Here is a 17,099-nt window from a genome sequence, read left to right as displayed (position 1 = left end):
CGTTTCACGGAATCGCAGATCGGCTCTAACTCATTGTTTTCACGCGTTTCCGAACGGCGAACCGGTTTCCACTTCGCCTGGAAACGCTATAGATCCGATCTGCTTCTCACCGCATCGCAGATCGGCTCTAAGTTATCGTCCTGACGCGTTTGCGGCCGGCGAAGCGGTTTCCAGGTCGCCTGCAAACGCCATGGCGGCCGGCGGGGCTCGGCGGTCTTCGATCGACGATGTCGGGAGATGCGCGGCGGACCATCCCCCCGAAGGGGATGGTGCCCAGGAGAGGACTCGAACCTCCACGCCTCGCGGCACACGGACCTGAACCGTGCGCGTCTACCAATTCCGCCACCTGGGCCGGTTGCGCTGCCGATGTAGGCGGGCGGGGCTGCCGTGTCAACGCGGATTTTCCACCTGTGCGCCGGCGCCCGCCGGTTTGTCGCCGCACGGCCGCGCGCCGCGCCGCGGCCGCCGGGCCGTGCGGCGCGGCGGTGCGCGCTCAGGCCTCCAGCGTCTCCTTCGAGGCGACGGTCGAATCGGCGTTGAGCCGGTAGACGATGGGCACGCCGGTGGCGATCTCCATCTTGACGATCTGCGCGCCGGTCAGCCCGTCGAGCGCCATCACCAGCGCGCGCAGCGAGTTGCCGTGCGCGCTGACGAGCACCGTCTCGCCGCGCAGCACGTGCGGCTGGATGTCGTGCAGATAGTAGGGCCAGACGCGCGCGCCGGTGTCCCTCAGGCTCTCGCCGCCCGGCGGCGGCACGTCGTAGGAGCGGCGCCACACATGCACCTGCTCCTCGCCCCATCTGGCGCGCGCGTCGTCCTTGTTGAGGCCGGCGAGATCGCCGTAGTCGCGCTCGTTGAGCGCTTCGTCGCGGATCGTCTCGAGATCGCTCTGGCCGAGCACCTCGAGGATGTGATCGTTGGTCACGATGGCGCGCGACAGCACCGAGGTGAAGGCGATGTCGGGGCGGATGCCGTGCGCCTTCAGCCGGTCGCCGGCCGCCCGCGCCTCCTCATGGCCCTTGTCGCTGAGGCCGGGGTCCCTCCAGCCGGTGAACAGGTTCTTCAGGTTCCATTCGCTCTGGCCGTGGCGCACGAGGACGAGGGTGCCGGACATGGTGTCTCCTGGTCTGTCAGCGGAAGGATCGCACGGCCGGGCCGGTGCGGCGGGCGGTCATGCCGCGGCAAGGCCGAGCACGTCGTGCATGGAGTAGAGGCCGGGCTTGCGGCCATGCGCCCACAGCGCCGCCTTGACGGCGCCGCGCGCGAAGATCGCCCGGTCCTCCGCCTGGTGGCCGAGCACGACGCGCTCGCCGTGGCCGGCCAGGATGACGCTGTGCTCGCCGACCACCGTGCCGCCGCGCAGCGCGGCGAAGCCGATGGCGCCGTCGGCGCGCGCGCCGGTGTGGCCGTCGCGGCCGCGCTCGCTGTGCTCGGCAAGCGCGATGCCGCGGCCCTCGGCCGCCGCCTCGCCGAGCATCAGCGCGGTGCCCGACGGCGCGTCGACCTTGTGGCGATGGTGCATCTCGACGATCTCGATGTCGAAATCGGCGTCGAGCGCGCGCGCGGCCTGGCGCACCAGCACCGCCAGAAGGTTGACGCCGAGGCTCATGTTGCCGGACTTGACGATGGTGGCGTGGCGCGCGGCCGCGGCGATCGCCGCCTCGTCCTCGGCCGAGCAGCCGGTGGTGCCGATAACGTGCACGATGCGTGCCTGGGCGGCATAGCCGGCGAACGCAACGGTGGCGGCGGGGCCGGTGAAGTCGAGCACGCCGTCGGCGGCGGCCATCGCCGGCAGCGGATCGTCGGTGATCTCGGCGCCGATGATGCCGATGCCGGCGAGCTCGCCGGCGTCGCGACCGACATACGGCGAGCCGCGGCGCTCCAGCGCGCCGGCCACGCGCACGCCCTCCATGGTGTGGACGGCGCGCACCAGCGCCTGACCCATGCGGCCGGCCGCGCCCGTCACCACCAGCTTCATGTCGCTCATCCTGTGTCCCCTTCCTGGCCCGCCGTCTGCGGCTGCGGCCGCACCACCGCGCGGTCGGCCGGCGCCGGGTCGAGCAGGTCGCCGGGCTTGCCCTGCATGCGGTGGAAGCGCGCATACACGCCGCCCGGCCGCGCGACAAGCGCGCCGTGCGTGCCCTCCTCGACCACCTCGCCGTCCTCCATGACAACGATGTGGTCGGCGTTGACGACCGTCGACAGGCGGTGGGCGATGACGATCGTCGTGCGGCCGCGCATCACCTGTTCGAGCGCCGCCTGCACGCGCGCCTCCGATTCGTTGTCGAGCGCGGAGGTCGCCTCGTCGAGCAGCAGGATCGGCGCGTCGCGCAGGATGGCGCGGGCGATCGACACGCGCTGGCGCTGGCCGCCCGACAGCGTGACGCCGTTCTCGCCGACCATGGTGTCGTAACCGTCGGGCTGGCGGCGGATGAAGTCGTCGGCATGCGCCAGCCGCGCCGCCTCCTCGACCTCGGCGTCGCTCGCCCCGGGGCGGCCGTAGCGGATGTTGTCGCGGATCGAGCCCTCGAAGAGATAGGGCTGCTGCGAGACGTAGGCGATCGCCTGGCGCAGCGAACGCTTGGTGACGCCGGCGATGTCCTGGCCGTCGATGGTGATGCGGCCGGCGTCGACGTCGTAGAAGCGCTCGAGCAGCGCCACCAGCGTCGACTTGCCGGCGCCCGAGCGGCCGACGATCGCCGTCGTGCGGCCGGGTGCGGCCTCGAAGCTGACGCCGCGCAGCACCGGCAGGCCCTCGCCGTAGGAGAAGGTCACGCCGTCGAAGCGGATGCGGCCGTCGGCGACGGCGAGCGGCCGTGCGTCGGCCGCGTCGCCCTGGTGCGGCTCGATGTCGAGGATCTCGTAGATCATGCGCGCATTGACCAGCGCGCGCTCCAGATTGACCTGCACGCGGGCGAGCTTGCGCGCCGGATCGTAGGCCAGCAGCAGGGCGGTGATGAAGGCGAAGACGGAGCCCGGCGGCTCGGCCGTGGTGCTGGCGCGGTAGCCGGCATAGGCGATGACGCCGGCGATGGCGAAGCCCGACAGCACCTCGGTGATCGGCGCCAGCCGCTCCGACACCCGCGCGATGCGGTTGGCGCGGCCCTCGGCATGCTCGATCAGCACGCCCATGCGGCGGGCGAGCTGCTCCTCCATGGTGAAGGCCTTGATGATGGCGATGCCCTGCGTCGATTCCTGGATGGCGCCGAGCAGCCGCGAATTGATCTCCACCGCCTCGCGGGTCGCCCGGCGCAGCCGCTTCATCAGGTAGTTGACGGCGAAGATCAGCGGCGGGCCGATGGTCAGCGCGATGACCGACAGGAGCGGGTCCTGCATCACCATGACGACGACCAGCGCCACCAGCGTGACGGCGTCGCGGGCCAGCGAGGTCAGCGTCATGTTCAACAGGTCGCGCACGCCGGTGACGTTCTGGCTGATCTGGGCGGCGAGCTGGCCCGAGCGCGTCAGCGTGAAGAAGCCGACGCCGAGCTTCATCAGATGGTCGAAGATGCGCCGCTGGTAGCGCGCCACGATGTTGTTGCCGACGCGGGCGAGCAGCACCGCCTGGCCGTAGGTGGCGAAGCCGCGGATGGTGAAGGCGGCCAGGATGGCGCCGCAGATCGGCCACAGCAGCTCCCAGCGCTGGCGGTAGAACACCTCGTCGACGATGTCGCGCATGATCCAGGCCGAGAACGCCGTGGTGCCGGCGATCGCCAGCATGCACACGGCGGCCACCGCGTAGTGCGGAATGTAGTCGCGCCCGTTCTCGGCCAGCACGCGGCGGATCACCGCGACGATCTCGCCGGGATCGGCCTTGCGCTTGGCTTGCGTCCTGTCCGCCACTGCCGTCCTGTCCGTTACCGCCGCCGCGCCCGGCCGGCGCCACGGTCTATGCCCGCTCGGCCGGCGCGTTGCAATGGCCGAGCAGCGCCGGCTACACGCTGCGCCAGCGCCGGCCGCGCGTCTCGACGCCGAAGCGGGCCGGCGTGCGCGCATAGGCGGCGAGCCCGGCAAGCGCGGCGAGCGGGTCGGTGATCACATAGGCCGGGATCGTGCGCATCAGCGCGCTGTGCGGCGCCTTGTCCTCGAAGGCGGCGCGGAACAGCCCGTTCTTCAGCGCCGGCAGGATCTTCTGCGCGATGCCGCCGGTCAGGTAGACGCCGCCACGGCTCATGAAGATCAGCGCCAGGTCGCCGGCGACCCGCCCGAGCAGCGTCACGAACAGGTCGAGCGTCGCCTTCGCCGTGGCGTCGTCGCCGGAAAGCGCCGCCCCGGTGATGGCCGCCGGCCCGGCGAGCAGCGGCTCGGCGCCGTCGGCCGCCGCGACGGCGCGGTAGAGGTTGACAAGGCCGTGCCCGCTCAGCATCTGCTCGGCCGACATGCGCCCCTCGATGGTCTCGGCATGGCCGAACACGGCGATCTCGCGCGCCGTGCGCGGACCGATGTCGACATGGCCGCCTTCGCCGGGCACCGGGATCCACATGTGCCGCGCGCGCACCAGGCCGGCGACGCCGAGGCCGGTGCCGGGGCCGAGCACGACGCGGCTGCCGGAGACCTCGCCGGCCGGCCCGGCGATGCGCTCGAGATGCGCGGCGTCGAGCGCCACCACGGCGAGCGCCTGCGCCTCGAAATCGTTGAGCACGACGACGTCGGAAAAGCCGAGCGCGGCGATCATGCCCCTCGGCCGCACGACCCAGTCGCAGTTGGTCAGGTCGATCTCGTCGCCGTCGACCGGTCCGGCGACGGCGAGCACCGCCGAGCGCGGCTGGATCGAGGTGCGGTCGAGGATCTGCGTCTGGATCGCCTCGTCGATCGAGGCATAGTCGGCCGTCCGCAAAACCGGGTAGAGGCGCGGCTCGGCGTAGGAATCGACCAGGATGGCGAAGCGCGCGTTGGTGCCGCCGATGTCGCCGACCAGGATCGGGAAGTTGAGCACGGTCTCGGGGTCGGTCGTGTACGGCATGGGCGGGATGTTCGTCTGCTGGAGCCGCCGGCGCGCAGCCGGCGCCTGGCGGCATAGCACAGCGCGCCGCGCGCCGCACCCTCGGCTCCAAGTTGTTGTCTTGACGCGTTTGCGAACGACGAACCGGTCTCCGCTTCGCCTGGAATCGCTTTAGCGGTCGGCGGGGCGCGGCTGCGGCACGGGAATGTCGGTGCGCGGCAGGCCGACGGAGGCGCGGGCCGGCTCCGCCCCGCCATAGGCGAGAAGCGGCACGCCCTCGGGGCCGGCCAGCGTGACCGCCGCCTCCGACGGCGGCGCCGGCGCCTCGAGCACGGCGCGGCAGGCGCCCGGCAGGGCGGCCATCGTCATCACGTCGCGCGCCTTGGGCTTCTGCGGTCCCTCGGCCGGCCGCCACGGCTCCTCGGTGAACCACCAGGCGAGCTGCTCGCCGCAGCCGTCGCTCGCCGGTGGCGCCGCCTGCGCGCGGCAGCCGGGCGACCCGTCGGGACAGCCGATGCGCACGTGGAAATGGTAGTGATGGCCCCAGAAGGGGCGGATCTTGGACAGCCAGGAGCGGTCGCCGGTCACCGTGTCGCACAGCTTCTTCTTGATGCCGGGATGCACCAGGATGCGCTCGACCTCGGGATAGCCGGCCGCCCGGCGCAGCACCGCGGCATGCGCCGGCGTCCACTTGCGGTCGTCGACCGTCAGCGTGCCGGGCTTGAGCATCGACACCGCGCTGACGGATTCGCGCTCGGCCACGCTCATGCGCCGGTCGGGCATCGGCGTGAACCAGATGTCGGCGTCGAGGCCGATCTGGTGCGAGGCGTGGCCGCTCAGCATCGGCCCGCCGCGCGGCTGCGAGATGTCGCCGACGAGCAGGCCCGGCCAGCCGTCGCGGGCCGCCTCGCGCGACAGCCGCTCGATCAGCGCGACGAGCTCGGGATGGCCCCAGCGGCGGTTGCGCGACACGCGCATCGCCTGCCAGTTGGGCCCGTCGACGGCGATGGCGATGCCGCCGGCCAGGCAGCCCTTGGAGTAGAATCCGTGTGCGGCGGGCGCGGTGGCGGCGGGCAGTTGCTTGTGGCCGAACAGCGTCTTGGCGAGCGGCTCGGCGGAAGCCGCCGCCACGCCGGCCGCCAGGAGCCCGCCGACCAGCGCCGCCAGGCGCATCCATCGCGTCATGTCTCGCCGCATCGCATGCCTCGTCCGCTCGCCGCCGCCGCGGGACGAATCATAACACAGCGGGGCGCCGACGCCGACCGGGCGGTTCAGTCCTCGCTGCGCCAGGTGCCGGCACGCCACATGGCGGCCAGCGCGTCGCGGTAGGTCGGCCGGGCGAAGCGGTAGCCGAGCGCCTTGATGCGGGCGTTGGAGACGCGCTTGCACTCGCCGTAGAAGGAGCGCGCCATCGGCCCCATCTCGGCCTCCTCGAAGGCGATCTCGGGCGGCGGCTCGATGCCCATCAGGCCGGCCGCATGGGCGACCACGTCCTGCGGCGGCGACGGCTCGTCGTCGGCCAGGTTGTACAGGCCGCCATGGCCGCCGGCGATCAGGTGCGACAGGCCGCCGGCGATATCGTCGACATGGATGCGGTTGAACACCTGTCCCGGCTTGACGACGCGCCGCGCGGTGCCGCGCTCTAGGTTGACGAAGGCGTTGCGGCCCGGCCCGTAGATGCCGGCCAGCCGCAGCACGGCGACCGGCACGCCGCGTTCGCGGCCGAGCGCCAGCCAGGCGTCCTCCGCCGCCAGCCGCGCCGTCGAGCGGCGGGAGGCCGGCCGGCACGGCGTCTCCTCGTCGACCCAGGCGCCGCCATGGTCGCCATAGACGCCGACCGTCGACAGATAGCCGATCCAGGCGAGCTTCGGCATGCGCTCGGCGATGGCCGCCGCGGCCGCGTGGAGCACCGGGTCGCCGGCCTCGCCGGGGGCGGCGGAGACGAGCAGGTGGGTGGTGCCGGCGAGCGCATCGGCGACCGGCTCGGAGACGGATTCGCCGGAAAAGAGCAGCGGCCGGATGCCGGCGCGCTTAAGCCGCGCCGTCTTGTCGGCGCTGCGGGTGGTGCCGAGGACGTCGGTGCCGGGGGCGAGCGTGCGGGCGAAGGCGCGGGCCGAGAAGCCGGCGCCGAAGATGAACAGACGGTCGATCATGGCGCCTTCCGTGTCATGCCGCCGGCGCCTCGGCAAGGGCGTGCCGCCATTCCTCGCGCACCTGCTCGTCCGGCTCGTCCGCCCGCAGCCGCGCGGCAAGCGCGGCAAGCGCGTCCGGCGCGGCGAGCCGCGACAGCGCCCACACCGCCGCGCCGCGCACCAGCGGCGAGGCATCGCCGGCCAGCCGCCGGCACGGCGCGACGAGGCTGGCGTCGCCGGAATTGCCGGCCGCCACAAGCACGTTGCGCAGAAAGCGGTCGCGGCCGATGCGCTTGACCGGCGAGGCGGAAAACAGCCGCCGGAAGGCCGCGTCGTCGAGCGCCAGCAGGTCGACGAGCCGCGGCGCCCGCAGGTCGTCGCGCGCCACCAGCCGGGCCTCGCGGGCGCGGCGGGCGAACTTGTTCCACGGGCACACCGCCAGGCAGTCGTCGCAGCCGTAGATGCGGTTGCCGATGGCGCCGCGCAGGGCGCGCGGGATCGGCCCCTTGTGCTCGATCGTCAGGTAGGAGATGCAGCGCCGCGCATCGAGCTGGTAGGGCGCGGGAAAGGCGTCGGTCGGGCAGACGTCGAGGCAGGCGCGGCACGAGCCGCAATGGTCGCGCTCCGGCCGGTCGGGAGCGAGCGCCGCGGTGGTGAAGATGGCGCCGAGGAACAGCCACGAGCCGAGCGGCCGGCTGACCAGGTTGGTGTGCTTGCCCTGCCAGCCGAGCCCGGCGGCCGCGGCGAGCGGCTTTTCCATCACCGGCGCGGTGTCGACGAACACCTTGACGTCGGCGCCGCCCTTCGCGGCGAGCCGGCCGGCGATCTGCTTGAGCCGGCCCTTGACCACGTCGTGGTAGTCGCGGTTGCGGGCATAGACGGAGATGGCGCCGCGGTCGCGCCGGGCGAGCACGGCGAGCGGGTCCTCGTCGGGGCCGTAGTTCATGCCCAGCATGACGATCGAGCGCACCTGCGACCACAGCGCGCGCGGGCTGGCGCGGCGCGCCGCCGTGTCGGCCATCCAGTCCATGGTGCCGTGCCGGCCGAGCTTGAGGAAGGCGGCGAGCCGCTCGCCGGAGCCCTCCACCGCGTCGGGCGTCGTCACGCCGACGGCGTCGAAGCCGGTCTTCCGCGCCTCGGCCTCGACCAGGGCGCGCAGCCGCGCCGCGGGGTCGCCGGAGGCGGCCATCAGAAGTCGAGATCGGCGTAGTGCGAGGCCGGCGTCAGGCCGCGCACGCGGTCGGCGAGCAGCGGGCGGAAGGCGGGGCGCGACTTGACGCGGCTGTACCAGTCGCGCGCCGCGTCGTTGTCGCGCCAGTCGACCTCGCCGAGATAGTCGAGCACCGACAGGCTGGCGGCGGCGGCGAGGTCCGCCGCGCTCAGCCGCTCGCCGGCCAGCCAGTTGCGCGTGCCGGCCAGCCAGTTGGTGTATTTCAGGTGCTGGCGCACATTGGCGCGCGCCGCGCGGATGGCCGTCGAATCGGGCGAGCCGCCGCCATGCTCCGGCGCCATGTGCGGCTTCAGCGCGCGCTCGCGCACCAGATGGCGGGTCACGTCGCCGTCCATCTTGCCGAGATACCAGTCGATCAGCCGGCGGATCTCGGCCCGCCCGACCGGGTCCTCGGCCATCAGCCGGCGCTCGCGCTTGAGCACGCCGCGCGTCTCGTCGACATACTCGCCGATCGCCGCGGCCCCGACGACCGGCTGGTCGCCCTCGGCGAGCAGCACCGGCAGGGTGGCGGCCGGGTTGAGCGCCAGGAACTCGCGGCGGCGCAGCCACGGCCGCTCCTCGATCAGCGCCAGCTCCTCGCCGTACTCGCCGAACAGCAGCCGGACGAAGCGGCACGAGGCATAGAGCGGGTGATGAAAAAGAGTCAGCATGGCAGCGGTGTCGGTGATGGCTCTGGCCATTTGATGGCGGCGCGGCTAATCCTCGGCGGCCGTTGGGCCGGAGCCGCTGGGCTTCGAGCTATAGGGGCAGACGCGAACAGTGACAAGCGAGCGGCGGCGGACCTGACAACGTGAGCGAACAGACCATCGCGGAGGCGCTGCTTCTCGGCGCGCTGGAGGGCCTGACCGAGTTCATTCCGGTCTCCTCCACCGGGCACATCCTGCTCGCCGGCCACTTCCTCGGCTTCGAATCGACCGGCAAGGCGTTCGAGGTTCTGATCCAGCTCGGCGCGATTCTCGCCATCCTGAGCGTCTATTCGGCGCGGCTTTGGGCGATGGCGCGGGCGCTGCCCAGCGACCCATCGACGCAGCGCTTCGTCGCCGGCATCCTGCTCGCCTTCCTGCCCGCCGCCGTCATCGGCGCCTCGGCGCACGGCTTCATCAAGTCGGTGCTGTTCGAGACGCCGATGCTGATCTGCGTCATGCTCATCCTCGGCGGCTTCGTGCTCCTGTGGGTCGACCGCTGGGCGGTGCGGCCGCGCTACACCGACGTGCAGCAGTTCCCGCTCGCCATGTGCTTCAAGATCGGCCTGTTCCAGACGCTGTCGATGATCCCCGGCACCTCGCGCTCGGGCGCCACCATCGTCGGCGGCCTGCTGCTCGGCGCCGACAAGCGCTCGGCGGCCGAGTTCTCCTTCTTCCTGGCGATGCCGACCATGGCCGGCGCCTTCGCCTTCGACCTCTACAAGAACTACGACGTGCTGACGGCGGCCGACCTGCCGATCATCGCGGCCGGCTTCGTCACCGCCTTCATCACCGCGCTCTTCGTGGTGCGCTCGCTGCTCGACTTCGTCTCGCGCCGCGGCTACGCGCTGTTCGGCTGGTGGCGTCTGGTCGTCGGCAGCGTCGGCCTGGCGGCACTGCTCGCCTTCGGCTGAGCTCAGCCCGGGCCGAGCAGGCCGCGGCGCACCAGGTCGAGCGCGAGGACGCTGAGCAAGAGCCGGAAGACCAGCGCGAAGGCGCGCTGCGGCAGGCGGTCGAGCAGCCGGCTGCCGAGGAGGGTGCCGAGATAGCCGGCCGCGATCATCGCCGCGAGCAGCGGCAGCCAGGGCGCGAAGGCGAACCCGGCGACACCGATGGCGGCCACCTTGAGCGCGTGCTGCACGGTCATGCCGGCGGCATGGGTCGCCACCAGGCGGCGCCGGTCATCGGCAAACCGCCGGCCGAGCAGCGCGGCGAGCAGCGGCCCCGTCGCCCCGACGACCATGGTGACGAGCGCGATCAGCGCACTGCCGGCATAAAGGCCCGCGGCGCCCGGCCGCGCGGCGGCGGACGGCCGCGGAGGCGGCAGCCAGGCCATGGCGAGGACGAACAGGCCGAGCAGCAGCTTGAGCGGCGCATCCGGCAGCCGCAACACGAGCAGCACGCCGGCCGCCGCGCCCAGCAGGCTCGCGGCGACGAAGGGAAGCGCCATGGCGCGGTCGATGTCGGCGCGCCGGTGCCAGGCGCGGCCGGCGTTGGAGCCGAGCTGCACGGCGCCGTGCAGCGGGATCAGCGCCGCCACCGGCAGAACCAGGCCGAGAACGGCGAGCATCGCCACGCCGCCGCCCAGCCCGAAGGCGGCGGTGAGCGCGGAGGTCAGAAGGCTAGCGGCGACGAGTAGCAGCGCGCCCGCCGGCGCGAGGCCGTCGGGCAGCAGGACCTCCGCCAAGCGCGCGGCCGGTCAGGCGGGGCGCTGGCCGGAGAACTGGCCGGCCGGCCGGTAGGTCCACAGATAGGTGGGCAGGATCGCGTCGATCGAGTGCGGCCGGATGGCGAAGGCCTCGAGCGTGCGGCCGTCCGCCTGCGCCGCCTCGGAGACCACGTTGTCGGTGGCCAGCAGCTTGACCTGGTCGAGCGTCAGCAGCGGATCGGGCAGCATGCCGAGCACCCGGCCCTGCAGGCGGGCGAGCCACCACGGCACGTCGACCAGCAGGCGGCGGCGCTGGATCACCTCCAGCATCTCCTCCATGCACTCGCGGAAGGTCAGCACGCGCGGCCCGCCGAGCTCGTAGATGCGGCCGGTCGCGACCGTGCCGTCGACGGTGCGGGCGAAGGCCTCCGCGACGTCGGAGACATAGACCGGCTGGAACCGCGTCTTGCCGCCGCCGATCAGCGGCAGGACCGGCGTGAAGCGGGCCATGTTGGCGAAGCGGTTGAAGAAGCCGTCCTCCGGGCCGAACACGATCGACGGGCGGATGACGACGGCCTGCGGCAGCGTCTCGAACACCGCCTGCTCGCCGGCCGCCTTGCTGCGCGCGTAGTCGGAGTCGGACTGCGCGTCGGCGCCGATCGCCGAGCCCTGCGTCAGGCCGGCGCCGGCCGCGCGCGCCGCCTCGGCGACCGCGCGGGCGCCGAAGGCCTGCACCGAATCGAAGCGCTGGCGACCCGTCTCGAACAGGATGCCGACCAGGTTGATGACGTGGTCGGCGCCCTCGACCGCCTGGTCGACCGACCAGCGGTAGCGCAGATTGGCCTGCACGGCGTGAATCTGGCCCATCGCGCCGAGCGGCTGCAGATGGTGGGCGAGCTCGGGCCGGCGGCAGCCGACGCGCACGCGATAGCCGCGCCGGGCGAGCGCCTGCACCACATGGCGGCCGATGAAGCCGGAGCCGCCGAAGACGGTGACGAGCTTGGGTTTCGGGCTGATCGTGGCCATGGCGCCCCTGTCCGCGTGTGCCGATTTTCGGCCGCTTCATAACGGGTTTCACGGCAAAGGCAAAGGGCGGCCTCGGCCGCGCGGGGACCTGCGTGGCCGGGCTGGAACGACGGCCCCGATCTGCCTTACGATTGGCTGGATTGCGGCCTAGGTCGAGATCCACGATCGAGCGGAGCGCAGGCGTGCGGGTTCTCGTTGCTGTCATCGTGATCTGCTGGAGCGCGGCCTTCGCCCATGCCGAGCGCCGCGTGGCGCTGGTGATGGGCGCCGACCGCTACGAGTCTCTTCGCCCGCTCGGCAATGCGGTCAACGACGCCTTTGCCATGCGCGACACGCTGGAGGCGCTGGGCTTCGAGGTCTTCCTCGAGACCGACCGCGACCTCAGGCGCACGCGGCGCGCGCTGGAGGACTTCGTCCACGACGCCGAGGGCGCCGACGTGGCGCTCGTCTTCTTCGCCGGCCATGGCGTCGAGGTCGGCGGCGTCAACCGCCTGCTGCCGGTCGACGCCGACGCCTCCTCGCCCGCCGCGCTCGAGGCGACCTCGCTGACGCTTGCAGCGGTCCGCGAGACGGTGACGCGGGTGGCGCCCGTCGGCCTGGTCGTGCTCGACGCCTGCCGCGACGATCCCTTCGGCATGGCCTCGGGTGCTGCCGGCCGCGGCGCGGCCAGCCTCATGCCGGCCGGCCTGCCCGCGACGGTCACGCCCGGCCTCGGGCGCATGGGCCGGTCGGAAAACGTGCTCTTCGCCTTTTCCGCCGCGCCCGGCGAGACGGCGGCCGACGGCGACGGCGACAACTCGCCCTTCACGGCGGCGCTGACGAAGTATCTCGGCACCGACGGGCTGGAGATCCGCTCCGTTCTGACGCTCGTCCAGCAGGAGGTCTACGACGTCACGCGCGGGTCGCAGCTTCCCTATGTCGAAAGCGGCCTGCCGGCGACCTTCTTCGCCTCGACCACGCGCGGCGCGCTCCCCGAGCGCGAGCGCCTCTTGCTGGCCATGGCCGAGGTGACGCCGGCGATCCGCGACGAGATCGAGAAGATCGCCGCCGGGCACGACATGCCGCTGGCGCCGCTCTACGGTGCGTTCGTTTCGGCCAGTCTCAATGCGCTCGCCCCGGCGGATCGCGGGAAGGAGCTGGCGGCGGCCGCGCAGGCCTTCGTCGAGACCCGGCGGCGGCTGCGGCTTCTCGATTCCGGCGATCCGCGTGTGGCGCGGCTGCGTTCGCAGGCCGAGGCGAGCCTGGCGCTCGGCGCCCTGGACGAGGCCGCCGGCCACCTCGACCGCGCCATCGCCATCGACGAGGAGGCGCGGCAGACGGTCGGCGCGGTCTTCCTCGAAAGGACGCTGTCGCAGGCCGCCTCGCTTGACGCGCGCGCCGGCATCGCCCGCACCGCGCTGAATCACGCAAAGGCGATCGCGGTGCTCGAGGAGGCCGCCGCGCTGCACCGGCAGGTCGCGGCGCTCGAGGTGCCCGACAGCGCCCGGCGCGACCGCAACTGGCTGCTGGCCGAACTGGGCTATCTCAATGGTCTGGTGGGCGACACCCCGGCCGCGCTGGATGCCTATGAGAGAATGCGCGCGGCCGTGCGGGCGCGCATCGATGCGTCGCCCGACGAACCGGACGCTCGCCGCGATCTCTGGGTCAGCCATGGCAGGATCGGCGACGTGCTCGTGGCGCAGGGCGATATCGCTGGTGCTAAGGAGGCATATGAAGCGGGCCATGCGATTATCGAACGTCTCGCGGAACGTGACCCCACGCGTACGGAATGGCAGCGCGACCTCTCTGTCAGCTACAACAAGATAGGCGACATTCTGCGAGCGCAGGGCGACCTGGCCGGCGCACGGCGGAGCTATCGGGCCAGCCTAGACATCGCCGAGCGGCTCGCTGAGACCAATCCCAGAAATCTCCTGTGGCAACGTGACCTGTCCGTCAGCCAGCTAAAAATAGGCGATGTGCGCGCAGATCAGGGCGACCTCGTCGGCGCGCTGCAAGCCTTCGAAGCTAGCCGCCGCCTTGCCGAGACCTTGGCCGCGGCCGACCCGGGCAACACCGCATGGCAGCGCGACGTCATGGTGAGCAATGAGAGGATCGGCAACGCACGTCGAACCCAGGGCGACCTCGCTGGTGCCCTGAAGGCCTATGAGGCCGGCCTCGAAATCGCAGAGCGGCTCGCCGCAAGCGACCCCGGCAATGCCGGATGGCAGCGCGACCTGTCGGTGAGCCACATCCAGATCGGCGACGTGCGCAACATGCGAGGCAACCTCGCCGGGGCGACGGAGGCGTATCGAGCAAGTCTCGCCATCGCCGAGCGGTTGGCCGAGGCCGACGCGGACAATGCCGAATGGCGGTACCGTCTCTCCTTCCTCAACGAGCGCCTTGGATTCATCCAGAAAAGGCAGGGCGATCTCGAGGGAGCGCTTGCGCAATACCAAACGTCCCTGGATCGTATGGTTCCGATCCGGAATCGCGATCCCACCAACAGCGACGTGCAGGAATTCACGTCCAGAGTTCTGCACAGGGTGGGTGACGCGCGCATGGCGCAGGGCGACCTCGCCGGGGCAAAGGAGTCCTACGCAGCCGGGCTGGCGATCCGCCAGCGCCTTGCCGCCTCCGACCCGTCCCACACCGGATGGCAGCGCGATCTGATCGTGTCGCATTTCAAGATCGCCACCGCCGGCGGTGGCGATCCGCAGCGGCATTTGCGAAAAGCACTGGACATCGCCGAAGACCTCGAGAAGTCGGGACGGCTTGCCTCGTCCGACGCCTTTATTCCGGGGATGTTGCGCAAGCGCCTCGAAGCGCTGGCCGTCGCGGCGGAATGAAGACGCCCGCGAGTTCCCGCTCGCTCCGCGACAGCCGGCGAAAACTTGGAAAAACAGCGCCGAACGCCTATATGTTTCAAGGTCGTAGCCGGCCGATTCGCGAGCCTTGCCCGGTGCCCGTCGGCACCTTCGATCGAAAGCCATCCATGACCGACACGCCCGAAACGATTCCCGGCGACCGCGACGACTACGGCGCCGAATCCATCAAGGTTCTCAAGGGCCTCGACGCGGTGCGCAAGCGCCCGGGCATGTATATCGGCGACACCGACGACGGCTCGGGCCTGCACCACATGGTCTACGAGGTGGTCGACAACGCCATCGACGAGGCGCTGGCCGGCCATGCCGACCGCGTCACCGTGACGCTCAATCCCGACGGCTCGGTCTCGGTCACCGACAACGGCCGCGGCATCCCGACCGACATCCATGCCGGCGAGGGCGTGTCGGCGGCCGAGGTCATCATGACCCAGCTGCATGCCGGCGGCAAGTTCGACCAGAACTCCTACAAGGTGTCGGGCGGCCTGCACGGCGTTGGCGTCTCGGTGGTCAACGCGCTGTCGGTGTGGCTCAAGCTGAAGATCCGGCGGCACGGCAAGGTGCACGAGATGCGCTTCGCCAACGGCGTGCCCGAGGGGCCGCTGGCGGTGACCGGCGACGCCGGCGGGGAGACCGGCACGGAGGTCACCTTCCTGCCGTCGCCCGAAACCTTCTCGATGACGGAGTTCGACTACGGCACGCTGGAGCACCGGCTGCGCGAGCTCGCCTTCCTGAACTCCGGCGTGCGCATCGTGCTGAGCGACCGGCGCCACGCCGACGTGAAGACGGAGGAGCTGCTCTATGAGGGCGGGCTCGAGGAGTTCGTCAAGTATCTCGACCGCGCCAAGAAGCCGCTGATCCCCGCGCCGATCGCCATCAAGGCGGAACGCGACGGCATCACCGTCGAGGTGGCGATGTGGTGGAACGACAGCTACCACGAGAACGTGCTGGCCTTCACCAACAACATTCCGCAGCGCGACGGCGGCACCCACATGGCCGGCTTCCGCGGCGCGCTGACCCGCCAGGTGACCGCCTATGCCGAATCCTCCGGCCTGACCAAGAAGGAAAAGGTGTCGCTGACCGGCGACGACTGCCGCGAGGGCCTGACGGCGGTGCTTTCGGTCAAGGTGCCGGACCCCAAATTCTCCTCGCAGACCAAGGACAAGCTCGTCTCCTCCGAGGTGCGCCCGGTGGTCGAGGGGCTGGTCAACGAGGCGCTCGGCACCTGGCTCGAGGAGCATCCCGGCGAGGCCCGGGTGCTGGTCGGCAAGGTGGTCGAGGCGGCCGCCGCGCGCGAGGCGGCGCGCCGGGCGCGCGAGCTGACGCGGCGCAAGGGGGCGCTCGACATCACCTCGCTGCCGGGCAAGCTGGCCGACTGCCAGGAGCGCGACCCGGCGAAGTCGGAGCTGTTCATCGTCGAGGGCGATTCGGCCGGCGGCTCGGCCAAGTCCGGCCGCTCGCGCAAGAACCAGGCGATCCTGCCGCTGCGCGGCAAGATCCTCAACGTCGAGCGCGCGCGCTTCGACCGCATGCTGTCGTCGGACATGATCGGCACGCTGATCACCGCGCTCGGCACCGGCATCGGCAAGGACGAGTTCAACCCCGAGAAGCTGCGCTACCACAAGATCATCATCATGACCGACGCGGACGTCGACGGGGCGCACATCCGCACGCTGCTGCTGACCTTCTTCTTCCGGCAGATGCCGGAGCTGATCGAGCGCGGCCACCTCTACATCGCGCAGCCGCCGCTCTACAAGGTGAGCCGCGGCAAGTCGGTGCAGTACATCAAGGACGAGGCGGCGTTCGAGGAGTTCCTCATCGCCTCCGGCCTCGAGGAGGCGTCGCTCGAGCTGGCCGACGGCGAGGTGCGCTCCGGCCAGGATCTGCGCGCCGTGGTGGACGACGCGCGTGCCGTGCGCGCGCTGATCAACGGGCTGCACTCGCGCTACGACCGCGCCGTGGTCGAGCAGGCGGCGATCGCCGGCGCGCTCGACGCCAAGCTGCTGGCCGATCCGGGCCGCGCGAGCGAGGCGGCCGACTACGTGGCGCGCCGCCTCGACATGATCGCCGAGGAGACCGAACGCGGCTGGCAGGGCCGCGTCAACCCGTCCAACGAGGGCGTCGGCGGCTACCTGTTCGAGCGCACCGTGCGCGGCGTGCGCGAGGCGGTGACGCTCGATGCCGCGCTGATCAACTCGGCCGACGCGCGCGCGCTCGTCCGCTATGCCGCCCGGCTGCAGGAGATCTACGCGCGCCAGCCGCTGCTGCGCCGCAACGACCGCAGCGAGCGGCTGGCCGGCCCGATGGCGCTGCTCGACGCGATCTTCGCCACCGGCCGCAAGGGGCTGACCATGCAGCGCTACAAGGGCCTCGGCGAGATGAACGCCGAGCAGCTCTGGGAGACGACGCTCGATCCCGACGCGCGCTCGCTGCTGCAGGTCAGGATCGGCGACGCCACCGACGCCGACGCGCTGTTCGCCCGGCTGATGGGCGACGAGGTCGAGCCGCGCCGCGAGTTCATCCAGGACAACGCGCTCAGCGTCGCCAATCTCGACGTGTGAGGCGCGGCGCGCGCCGCC

At 71.6% G+C, this 17,099-nt stretch carries 13 protein-coding genes and 1 tRNA gene; 3 read left to right on the top strand and 11 right to left on the bottom strand.

All coding sequences use genetic code 11. The annotated features are described in order from the left end of the window. Positions 1-267: 267 nt before the first annotated feature. From N1F89_RS12785 to N1F89_RS12745, 9 genes are all read right to left on the bottom strand, one after another. Positions 268-352 (bottom strand) — tRNA-Leu (locus tag N1F89_RS12785). Positions 353-493: 141 nt separating this feature from the next. Next, on the bottom strand, positions 494-1,114 hold the full coding sequence (locus tag N1F89_RS12780) for a 2,3-bisphosphoglycerate-dependent phosphoglycerate mutase (protein WP_290084502.1): 621 nt from the start codon (positions 1,112-1,114) through the stop codon (positions 494-496). A gap of 57 nt (positions 1,115-1,171) precedes the next feature. After that, positions 1,172-1,987 carry a 4-hydroxy-tetrahydrodipicolinate reductase gene (dapB, locus tag N1F89_RS12775; protein ID WP_290084501.1) on the bottom strand — a complete coding sequence of 272 codons (816 nt, stop codon included), beginning with the start codon at positions 1,985-1,987 and terminating at the stop codon, positions 1,172-1,174. Beyond that, positions 1,984-3,843 (bottom strand): ABC transporter ATP-binding protein, encoded by a 1,860-nt coding sequence (locus N1F89_RS12770; protein WP_290084500.1) that lies wholly within the window; start codon positions 3,841-3,843, stop codon positions 1,984-1,986. The genes dapB and N1F89_RS12770 overlap by 4 nt, the downstream gene beginning before the upstream one ends. A 91-nt stretch (positions 3,844-3,934) precedes the next feature. After that, entirely contained in the window at positions 3,935-4,963 is a 1,029-nt protein-coding gene (locus tag N1F89_RS12765; RefSeq protein ID WP_290084499.1) for a glucokinase, read from the bottom strand. Positions 4,964-5,113: 150 nt separating this feature from the next. Next, positions 5,114-6,127: a penicillin-insensitive murein endopeptidase gene (gene mepA / locus N1F89_RS12760; protein ID WP_290084498.1), complete on the bottom strand. Its 1,014-nt coding sequence runs from the start codon at positions 6,125-6,127 to the stop codon at positions 5,114-5,116. Positions 6,128-6,213: 86 nt separating this feature from the next. Further along, positions 6,214-7,095: an SDR family oxidoreductase gene (locus N1F89_RS12755; RefSeq protein WP_290084497.1), complete on the bottom strand. Its 882-nt coding sequence runs from the start codon at positions 7,093-7,095 to the stop codon at positions 6,214-6,216. A gap of 13 nt (positions 7,096-7,108) precedes the next feature. Further along, positions 7,109-8,263: a tRNA epoxyqueuosine(34) reductase QueG gene (queG, locus tag N1F89_RS12750; protein ID WP_290084496.1), complete on the bottom strand. Its 1,155-nt coding sequence runs from the start codon at positions 8,261-8,263 to the stop codon at positions 7,109-7,111. Beyond that, positions 8,263-8,955: a glutathione S-transferase family protein gene (locus tag N1F89_RS12745; RefSeq protein ID WP_290084494.1), complete on the bottom strand. Its 693-nt coding sequence runs from the start codon at positions 8,953-8,955 to the stop codon at positions 8,263-8,265. Before N1F89_RS12745 ends, queG begins: the two co-directional genes overlap by 1 nt. A 140-nt stretch (positions 8,956-9,095) precedes the next feature. Between N1F89_RS12745 and N1F89_RS12740 the strand changes: the two genes are divergently transcribed. Beyond that, on the top strand, positions 9,096-9,902 hold the full coding sequence (locus N1F89_RS12740; RefSeq protein WP_290084493.1) for an undecaprenyl-diphosphate phosphatase: 807 nt from the start codon (positions 9,096-9,098) through the stop codon (positions 9,900-9,902). A gap of 2 nt (positions 9,903-9,904) precedes the next feature. Here the strand turns inward: N1F89_RS12740 and N1F89_RS12735 are convergent, their stop codons facing one another. Beyond that, on the bottom strand, positions 9,905-10,675 hold the full coding sequence (locus tag N1F89_RS12735; RefSeq protein WP_290084492.1) for a sulfite exporter TauE/SafE family protein: 771 nt from the start codon (positions 10,673-10,675) through the stop codon (positions 9,905-9,907). A gap of 12 nt (positions 10,676-10,687) precedes the next feature. Further along, complete coding sequence (locus N1F89_RS12730; RefSeq protein ID WP_290084491.1) at positions 10,688-11,662, bottom strand: complex I NDUFA9 subunit family protein; 975 nt, start codon at positions 11,660-11,662, stop codon at positions 10,688-10,690. Positions 11,663-11,844: 182 nt separating this feature from the next. On the opposite strand from N1F89_RS12730, the gene N1F89_RS12725 reads away from it, so the two are divergent. Together N1F89_RS12725 and gyrB are read left to right on the top strand one after the other, a co-directional pair. Beyond that, on the top strand, positions 11,845-14,487 hold the full coding sequence (locus N1F89_RS12725; RefSeq protein WP_290084490.1) for a caspase family protein: 2,643 nt from the start codon (positions 11,845-11,847) through the stop codon (positions 14,485-14,487). A gap of 146 nt (positions 14,488-14,633) precedes the next feature. Then, positions 14,634-17,081, top strand: coding sequence for a DNA topoisomerase (ATP-hydrolyzing) subunit B (gene gyrB, locus N1F89_RS12720; RefSeq protein WP_290084489.1), 2,448 nt, complete (start codon positions 14,634-14,636; stop codon positions 17,079-17,081). Positions 17,082-17,099: the final 18 nt, after the last annotated feature.

Source organism: Aquibium sp. A9E412 (assembly GCF_030398335.1).
Lineage (GTDB): Bacteria > Pseudomonadota > Alphaproteobacteria > Rhizobiales > Rhizobiaceae > A9E412.
The sequence above is the reverse complement of the archived record's forward strand: the minus strand, read 5'-3'. Positions and strand labels throughout refer to the sequence as shown.

Coding starts and splice junctions, on each gene's coding strand:
- N1F89_RS12780 (WP_290084502.1), bottom strand. CDS start 1,114: ATGTCCGGCACCCTCGTCCTCGTGCGCCACGGCCAGAGCGAATGGAAC.
- dapB (WP_290084501.1), bottom strand. CDS start 1,987: ATGAGCGACATGAAGCTGGTGGTGACGGGCGCGGCCGGCCGCATGGGT.
- N1F89_RS12765 (WP_290084499.1), bottom strand. CDS start 4,963: ATGCCGTACACGACCGACCCCGAGACCGTGCTCAACTTCCCGATCCTG.
- mepA (WP_290084498.1), bottom strand. CDS start 6,127: ATGACGCGATGGATGCGCCTGGCGGCGCTGGTCGGCGGGCTCCTGGCG.
- N1F89_RS12755 (WP_290084497.1), bottom strand. CDS start 7,095: ATGATCGACCGTCTGTTCATCTTCGGCGCCGGCTTCTCGGCCCGCGCC.
- queG (WP_290084496.1), bottom strand. CDS start 8,263: ATGGCCGCCTCCGGCGACCCCGCGGCGCGGCTGCGCGCCCTGGTCGAG.
- N1F89_RS12745 (WP_290084494.1), bottom strand. CDS start 8,955: ATGCTGACTCTTTTTCATCACCCGCTCTATGCCTCGTGCCGCTTCGTC.
- N1F89_RS12730 (WP_290084491.1), bottom strand. CDS start 11,662: ATGGCCACGATCAGCCCGAAACCCAAGCTCGTCACCGTCTTCGGCGGC.
- gyrB (WP_290084489.1), top strand. CDS start 14,634: ATGACCGACACGCCCGAAACGATTCCCGGCGACCGCGACGACTACGGC.